Below are 7,338 nucleotides of genomic sequence, written 5' to 3' on the forward strand. Positions count from 1 at the left end.
CTCTTCTCAACTAGGTGGGAACAATACCAAGCATTAATAACGTGAAATCAGTGCTTTCAGCCCTGTAAGAAGCTGCCGCAGCAGATGTTTTGATTATTGACAATGGTTGAGAATGAATCATCGATGGTTGGGAGGATTACTGTCACCAAATCGAAAAGTGCAGCACTTGCCCCCTACCCCATAGTATTCACAATTGGGGATTCACGTTAGCATTAATTGGCAATGATTTTTGTTCGTTGAGGTTGGCTTGAAGATGCACCCTTGGTACTGGCAAAATTGGCAAGGATTGCCTTATTTAACTTGTAGTTTGTTGGCAGACTGGTCTCATGGTTTTTTTACCCAACATTTTTGGTCTCGTTCTCCGGAAACGGAACTCACACAAGTGTTACATACCCATGCTTCAGGGTATCGTTTAAAACAGGTACATGGTAACAAAGTCCTCACACCGGCGGAAATTTCTACTCAATTGCAACAAGCTCAACAGGATACAGATAATAATTCTACTTGGGCATCAGCAGATGGTTTAATGAGCGAACAGCCTTTACAAGCCTTGTGGGTAGCTAGTGCTGATTGTACTCCTGTATTGATTGCAGATACAAAAACAGGTAATGTGGCAGCAGTACACGCAGGTTGGCGAGGAACTGCGGCAAAGATTGTTCCCCAAGCTATTCACAAACTATTGGTAGGTGGCAGCAAATTGGCTGATTTACGCATTGCTATGGGCCCTGCGATCGCTGGAGAAGTATATCAGGTATCGAAAAAAACAGCCGTAGAGGTGGGAGCTAGTATTTTACACCATGAAGATGAAGAGGCAATGATTACTGCTTTGCAAGGTTTTCCTGAACCTCCTGTACTATCAGACGAGAAGCCAGGGCATGTTCGCTTAGATGTGCGACGGGTAAATTATTTACAAATGGAGATGATGGGCATTAGTGGAGAACAAATTGCGATCGCACCCTATTGTACTTACCAAACTCCCGAGCATTTCTTTTCTTACCGTCGGGATAATCTGAAAAAAGTTCAATGGTCTGGGATTGTTAGTCATGAGGTTAATCTAAAAAGCTCATAACACAAGTATTTTTAGTTCTAAGTTGGGAGTTGATGGTTGATAGTTGATAGTTGTTAGTTGGGAGTTGTGGGCAAAATTATACCAATTTGAAAAATTATTGCTACAGATGGAAAGAAAGAAAAGCTTATCTAGTAATTCTTTGACAATCCAAAATCCAAAATCGTTCGACTGAGCGCTCACGACGAAGTCTAAAATCTAAAATGGTATTACCCGTGGGAGACTAACTTTTTGTCCGGGAGGCACAGCATCCTAAATCTTGCAGTATCTTAAATAATCTTATTGATGCAGTGCCATCTCCTTCAGGATAAAATCCTTAAGTCTTTATTTTTTGATCCTATAAGTTACATAAATATCTTTTCTGAGCTTTACTTCCGGTGGTTCAGAGGCATTATAGGGTTGTTGGAAAGTACTAGATGATAAAAAGAAAAAACAGATTTGGAACTACAATTAGAAGCTGCTGCTGAAGGGAAGAAATTAGACCAAGGAGACTCCATTATCGAAGGAGTAGTGACAATTTTGACATTCATTGCTTGAGCAAGTATGTTCGCACGATTTTGAGCGTCTTTAACTGCTGCGATGTAGGCTTGTTTTTCCAAAGCTTGACAGTCATCTACTTCATAATTTACATTTATCCTTCTCAAAATAAAATCTTTGTTTGTAGCAATTGTTTTATTTGCTACTTTGACAATTTCCTGGATTTTTTCTTGGGTAGGCTGACTTACTTTCACCGATAATTGAGCATTATTGGGATTTTGTCTATAGGGATAGCCAGAATAGGAAGCACTAGCACCGATATTCACATCAATATTATTGCTGGGTACTCCTTGAGTCACAATGGCATCAATTATAGGCTGTAAAGTTGCCCGTGTCAGAGAACCTTGTTTTGTAGGAGTAGGAGTTTTTCTAGAAGGACTGATACGTCTGATTTGGGAGGCTAAAAATAATTGAATATTTGCCCTATCAGCAGGAGCACTAGCTTCTCCCTGACCTTGTACCATTAAACCTTGACGATTGCTCACAGGAGGATAAAATGTTTGTGCGATCGCTTGATTTTTAACAGGGACATTCCTAGTTGTTTGTTTTGCTACGCCTTTAATATGAGCACTTACCATACTTGGTGCAATCAGCCATATACCGGTTGTAATTACAGTTAATAATTTTGATGTTTTCATTATTCTTTTTTTTACTGGCAACAAACATACTAATGCTTGGTGCTATGATTAACAATCTCAAATCAAATCTTCTTAAAATTAAGTTATACAATTTTGGGTTTTAGATAGAAAATCACTTGCCATAGTCAAAAAATCCTTTTTTAAGTCACATTAATGTGACTTAAAAAAGGAATGCGTCTACAAAAAATTTATTATGTATGGGTGTAAGTTATAAATTAGCAGCTACCAGCCCAAGTCACCCATTTATGAGATAAACCAGTATCGTGGTTTATTGTTTCATCAAGATTTTCCTGAGCAATTTTTGTTCCAGTTAGGTTCGCACCTCGCATCTCAGCTTCATCAAGATTACAGCCCATTAAATTTGCATCACAGAGATTAGCCCCACTCAAATCTGCACCACTAATATCGGCATCTACTAGGCTTGTTCCTAACATAATCGCCCTAACTAAATTCGCACTTCTCAAATCTGCTCGATATAATGTACTTCCCTTGAGATTGGCATTAATTAAATCCGCTCCAATTAAATTAATTTCGGTAAGATCGCAACCAGTTAAATCCGCGCCACTCAAATCCGCATCAGTCAAATTGGCACAATTTAATTTGCATCCCCTCAATTTTGCTCGGCTTAAATCTGCGCCACTTAAGTCCGCACCACTCAAATCAGCACCACTTAAGTCTATGCGAGATAATTTGGCTTGGTGTAGAGTTACTCTCTGAAAATTTCTTTCTCCGGCTGCATATTTACGTAGGAGTTTCTTAATATCCATATTATCTTTCTCCCAATTTTTAAGTGTCAGTAAGTTAATACATTTGTTGGTATTACTCCTCAACCACACTGCAAATAATTAATGTAGTTGCTATTAACCAGAAGCAGAGATTCAAACTTGTTATCCTATTGTGCTTGAGTTTTTCATTTAGCGATCGCTTGCTTCATGGAAATATGCATGAACATTAAATGTTGTCCGTAGTTCAATTAATAGTCTCTTTAGACTTCAATATCATCTATGTAAAAAGCCGGTAACACCAGTATTTTGAAACTTTTGTCTGATTGTATTCGCACTATACAAAATCAAGAAACCAGCCATTTTCAAAAATTTCCAAAACCTGAAAAATAATCAGCGATGTGATAGCAATTTTGGTCCCATCTCCGTGGGAATAGATATATTTAGCTGGCGAAAAATTTGTTTCCAAGTTTGTTTGACTGTGTTTTGACTAATCCACAAGGTAACAGCTATTCCTCTATTATATAACTTACGCAAAGAAACACTCGGAAATTTATAGTATGAATGAACAACAAAAATACATTATCGGTCTAGTTATTTATCCTGATATGTTCCATCTAGATATTACTGGACCTCATCAAGTTTTTTCACAAATTCCTAATGCTGAAGTATTACTATTATGGAAATCCCTCGAACCTGTGGTAAGTAGTGGTGGGTTAACTATTTTACCTAATACTACCTTTGCTGACTGTCCTCAATTAGATGTGTTGTGCGTACCTGGTGGAGGGTTTGGTACAGTGGAAATGATGCAAGATGAACAAATGCTGACATTTTTACAATTACAGGCTCAGACAGCTAAGTATATTACTGCCGTTTGTACAGGTTCCCTAATTTTAGGAGCGGCGGGATTATTGCAGGGTTATAAAGCAACTTCCCACTGGGCATTTCGGGAACAACTACAATTGATGGGTGCACAAGTAATTACAGAAAGAGTGGTGAGCGATCGCAATCGAATCACAGGAGGCGGGGTAACTGCGGGGATTGATTTTGCTCTCCAGGTTGTAGCCATACTTTGCGGTGAGGATACTGCCAAGTTTATCGAGCTACTGCTGGAATATAATCCCGCACCACCCTTTGGAGTCGGTTCCCCAGAAAAAGCCAGTACTGAATTAGTGCAAACGATGAAAAAGATGGCAGCGCCACTTATAGAAGCATCCCATGCAGCCAGCAAAAAAGCTGCTTCTAAATTTCCTTCCTCTTAATATTTCCGTTTTTTCCCTCTTTGAATATACATTTTTGAGTGAAAACAGATTGTGACCTCTAAATTCCCCGATTGCACCCTAGTAAAGTGGTAAGGTAATCCATCATTTCCCAGATTTATCTGTAAAATCAATCTAAAATCTAAAATCTAAAATCCAAAATCTAAACTTGTATGACTGTTAAGCCAGACTGGTTACGAGTAAAAGCACCTCAATGGGAGCGTGTGGGCAATATTAAGGAAATTTTACGGGATTTATCCCTGAATACGGTTTGTGAAGAAGCATCCTGTCCTAATATTGGTGAATGTTTTAATGCTGGTACTGCTACATTTTTAATTATGGGCCCAGCTTGTACCCGTGCTTGCCCTTATTGTGATATTGATTTTGACAAGAAACCTCAAGCTTTAGATCCCACGGAACCCACACGGTTAGCAGAAGCTGTACGCCGCATGAGACTTAATCATGTTGTCATTACTTCTGTTAATCGGGATGATTTACCAGATGGTGGTGCTTCTCAGTTTGTCCGTTGCATTCAAGAAATCCGCCAAGTCTCCCCCCACACAACTATAGAAGTCTTAATTCCCGACTTATGTGGTAACTGGGAAGCATTAGAAATAATTCTTACCGCACAACCAGAAGTCCTCAACCATAATACGGAAACTATTCCTCGTTTGTATCGACGGGTACGTCCCCAAGGTGATTATCAACGCACTCTGGAATTATTAGAGCGATCGCGGCAAATCGCTCCCTGGGTTTACACAAAATCTGGCATTATGGTGGGATTGGGAGAAACTGATGCAGAAATTCGCGCCTGTATGCAGGATTTACGCGCCGTTGATTGTGATATTTTAACCATTGGGCAATACCTCCAACCCAGTTCAAAACATTTGCAGGTTAATAACTTTATTCATCCCGATTTATTTGCTAATTGGCAAGCTTTTGGTGAGGAATTAGGATTTTTACAAGTTGTTTCATCACCATTGACAAGAAGTTCTTATCATGCTGAGCAGGTGCGAGAATTAATGCAGCGATATCCACGAGTCAAAGGATGAGTTTTCTGAGGCAGTATTAAATACTGCCTATTTGTTTTTAATGGTGTCAGTGCAGCCACTTTTAAGCAATATAGTCCCGTTCATTGTTTGGTTATCAGGGCGGACTGTGGAACCTAAAAGATAAATTTGTTACTAATGTACTTAAAGACCACGAGGTTGTTGTAAATTCAATCAATGGACTCCTGTAGGTAATCAAAAAAGGAATTAGCAAAGATTGCCGCTTGGGTGCGATCGCGTAGACCTAAACGATTTAAAATATTAGTAACGTGGTTTTTAACCGTCCCTTCAGAAATATATAGTTTTTTTGCAATTTCTTTATTACTATCACCCGTAGCAATTAATCGTAAAACTTCTTTTTCTCTAGGAGTTAATTCTACTAAATTAGCTGGAGGAGGCGGAGAAGATTGATGATTCTTACTACCTGAAAATTGAGTCATCAATTTTTTGACTATTCCTGGCCCTAATTGAGTATATCCCTTATTTACAGCACGAATAGCAATGGCTAACTCTTCTGAGGGTGTATCCTTCAGCAAATAACCCATTGCACCATTTTGCAATGCTAGTTGTACATATTCGTCATCATCAAAAGTCGTCAGCACTAAAACTTTAACCTTCGGGAAATGTGTGTTTATCTCTTTTGTTGCTGCTACTCCATCCAGAATTGGCATCCTCACATCCATTAACACCACATCTGGATTTAGTTCTACCATCATTTTCAAAGCTATGTCTCCATTTTCCGCTTCTCCAATTACTTCTAAATCAGGTTCTAATTCTAATAATACTTTTAATCCTTGACGAATTAAGCTTTGGTCATCTACTAATAAAATTTTAATAAATTTGGTCATTTTTGATTTAGGCTAAATTAATTAATCATATTTTTTACTGATTCATCTTATTTAAAGGAATATCAACAATAATTTGACAACCATCCCCAAGACTACTATTAATCTGAAAAATGCCTCCTAATGAGATAGTGCGATCGCGCATACTTTTAATCCCAAAGCCAGTAGTGTTTTGTGCTACATTAAATCCTATACCATTATCCTCAATTTTTAGTTGAAAATTAGTTGTTGTATTTGTAATGACTAAGTAAATTTCTGTTGCCTGGGCATATTTACAAATATTTGTTAATGACTCTTGAATAATCCGGTAAACAGCTGTAGAAAATTCCCTAGAAGGAGTATAAGATAAAGCAATATTTAAGTGAGTTTTAATCCCAGTTGTTTGGTCAATATTATCTACTAAATCTGCAACTGCTACTTCTAAAGATTGATGTTGTATAGGTAGAGAAACTATGGTGGAAACTGAATGACGAACATCTTGTAATGCCTGAGAACCTAGCTTTTTAGCAGTTTTCAGAAATTCCTGTGCTTTTAAAGGATGAGATTGCCATAACTTCATAGCAGTTTCTAATTGTAAATTTAAAGCAGTCAAAGAATGTCCTAAAGAATCATGAATCTCCCTAGCAATACGATTGCGTTCTTCTAAGATGGCTTGATCTTCTATTTTTAGTGCGTATTCCCGGAGTTTTTGATTGGCGATCGCTAATTTTTCACGGTTTTTACGTTCTGTAATTAAAGTATTAATCATCAAAAAAAAGAATAATAATGTCAATCCAAATAACAGGACAAAACTAAAAATTAAAAATCCTATACGTTCTTGAATTATTGGTGGTATTTTTATTTGAGATAAGCGCCATATTAATGTTAATACAAATAGAATAAATGACAGAAAAGTAACAACTAAGCGACCATATATTTGAAAAATCAGGCAGCTACGGGTTACTAAGATGAGATATAAGAATGTAAATAAACGGGCAGGTGTACTTCCTAGAAAGTTAGTAACTACAATTAAAATTATTTCAACAATAGTATAAATAATTTTATGCTTTTGTTTATAATTAGGTAATCGTAAACCCATCAATCCAAAAAGAATCAAACTGCAAACTGTCAGTTCAGGAGATTGATTGAAAAATACGCGTAACTTAAATGGAGAAAGAGTTGAGATAATTGCTAGTGTCAATAGTACCCACTCTAAATAAAGTAGAAATTTGAAGGGATGATT

The 7,338-nt window shown here is 37.4% G+C and carries 7 protein-coding genes; 3 read left to right on the top strand and 4 right to left on the bottom strand.

Features of this window, described 5'->3' with window-relative positions; genetic code table 11:
• Positions 1-253 precede the first annotated feature (253 nt).
• Positions 254-1,069: a peptidoglycan editing factor PgeF gene (gene pgeF, locus CALSC_RS12115; protein ID WP_088241602.1), complete on the top strand. Its 816-nt coding sequence runs from the start codon at positions 254-256 to the stop codon at positions 1,067-1,069.
• A 365-nt stretch (positions 1,070-1,434) separates the two neighbouring features.
• Here the strand turns inward: pgeF and CALSC_RS12120 are convergent, their stop codons facing one another.
• Together CALSC_RS12120 and CALSC_RS12125 are read right to left on the bottom strand one after the other, a co-directional pair.
• Positions 1,435-2,241 carry an SIMPL domain-containing protein gene (locus tag CALSC_RS12120; protein WP_088241603.1) on the bottom strand — a complete coding sequence of 269 codons (807 nt, stop codon included), beginning with the start codon at positions 2,239-2,241 and terminating at the stop codon, positions 1,435-1,437.
• Positions 2,242-2,456: 215 nt separating this feature from the next.
• Entirely contained in the window at positions 2,457-3,008 is a 552-nt protein-coding gene (locus CALSC_RS12125; RefSeq protein WP_088241604.1) for a pentapeptide repeat-containing protein, read from the bottom strand.
• A gap of 515 nt (positions 3,009-3,523) precedes the next feature.
• Here CALSC_RS12125 and CALSC_RS12130 point away from each other — a divergent pair.
• On the top strand, positions 3,524-4,225 hold the full coding sequence (locus CALSC_RS12130) for a DJ-1/PfpI family protein (RefSeq protein WP_088241605.1): 702 nt from the start codon (positions 3,524-3,526) through the stop codon (positions 4,223-4,225).
• A gap of 170 nt (positions 4,226-4,395) precedes the next feature.
• Positions 4,396-5,274 carry a lipoyl synthase gene (gene lipA / locus CALSC_RS12135; protein ID WP_088241606.1) on the top strand — a complete coding sequence of 293 codons (879 nt, stop codon included), beginning with the start codon at positions 4,396-4,398 and terminating at the stop codon, positions 5,272-5,274.
• Positions 5,275-5,441: 167 nt separating this feature from the next.
• Here the strand turns inward: lipA and CALSC_RS12140 are convergent, their stop codons facing one another.
• Both CALSC_RS12140 and CALSC_RS12145 read right to left on the bottom strand, forming a co-directional pair.
• Positions 5,442-6,119 carry a response regulator gene (locus CALSC_RS12140; protein ID WP_088241607.1) on the bottom strand — a complete coding sequence of 226 codons (678 nt, stop codon included), beginning with the start codon at positions 6,117-6,119 and terminating at the stop codon, positions 5,442-5,444.
• A gap of 34 nt (positions 6,120-6,153) precedes the next feature.
• A partial coding sequence (locus CALSC_RS12145) for a sensor histidine kinase (protein WP_088241608.1) occupies positions 6,154-7,338 on the bottom strand: 1,185 nt, incomplete at its 5' end.

It is taken from the genome of Calothrix rhizosoleniae SC01 (assembly GCF_900185595.1).
Lineage (GTDB): Bacteria > Cyanobacteriota > Cyanobacteriia > Cyanobacteriales > Nostocaceae > Calothrix_A > Calothrix_A rhizosoleniae.

Excerpts from the sequence above, each read along its gene's own strand:
- pgeF (WP_088241602.1), top strand. The coding sequence starts at position 254 with ATGCACCCTTGGTACTGGCAAAATTGGCAAGGATTGCCTTATTTAACT.
- CALSC_RS12120 (WP_088241603.1), bottom strand. The coding sequence starts at position 2,241 with ATGAAAACATCAAAATTATTAACTGTAATTACAACCGGTATATGGCTG.
- CALSC_RS12125 (WP_088241604.1), bottom strand. The coding sequence starts at position 3,008 with ATGGATATTAAGAAACTCCTACGTAAATATGCAGCCGGAGAAAGAAAT.
- CALSC_RS12130 (WP_088241605.1), top strand. The coding sequence starts at position 3,524 with ATGAATGAACAACAAAAATACATTATCGGTCTAGTTATTTATCCTGAT.
- lipA (WP_088241606.1), top strand. The coding sequence starts at position 4,396 with ATGACTGTTAAGCCAGACTGGTTACGAGTAAAAGCACCTCAATGGGAG.
- CALSC_RS12140 (WP_088241607.1), bottom strand. The coding sequence starts at position 6,119 with ATGACCAAATTTATTAAAATTTTATTAGTAGATGACCAAAGCTTAATT.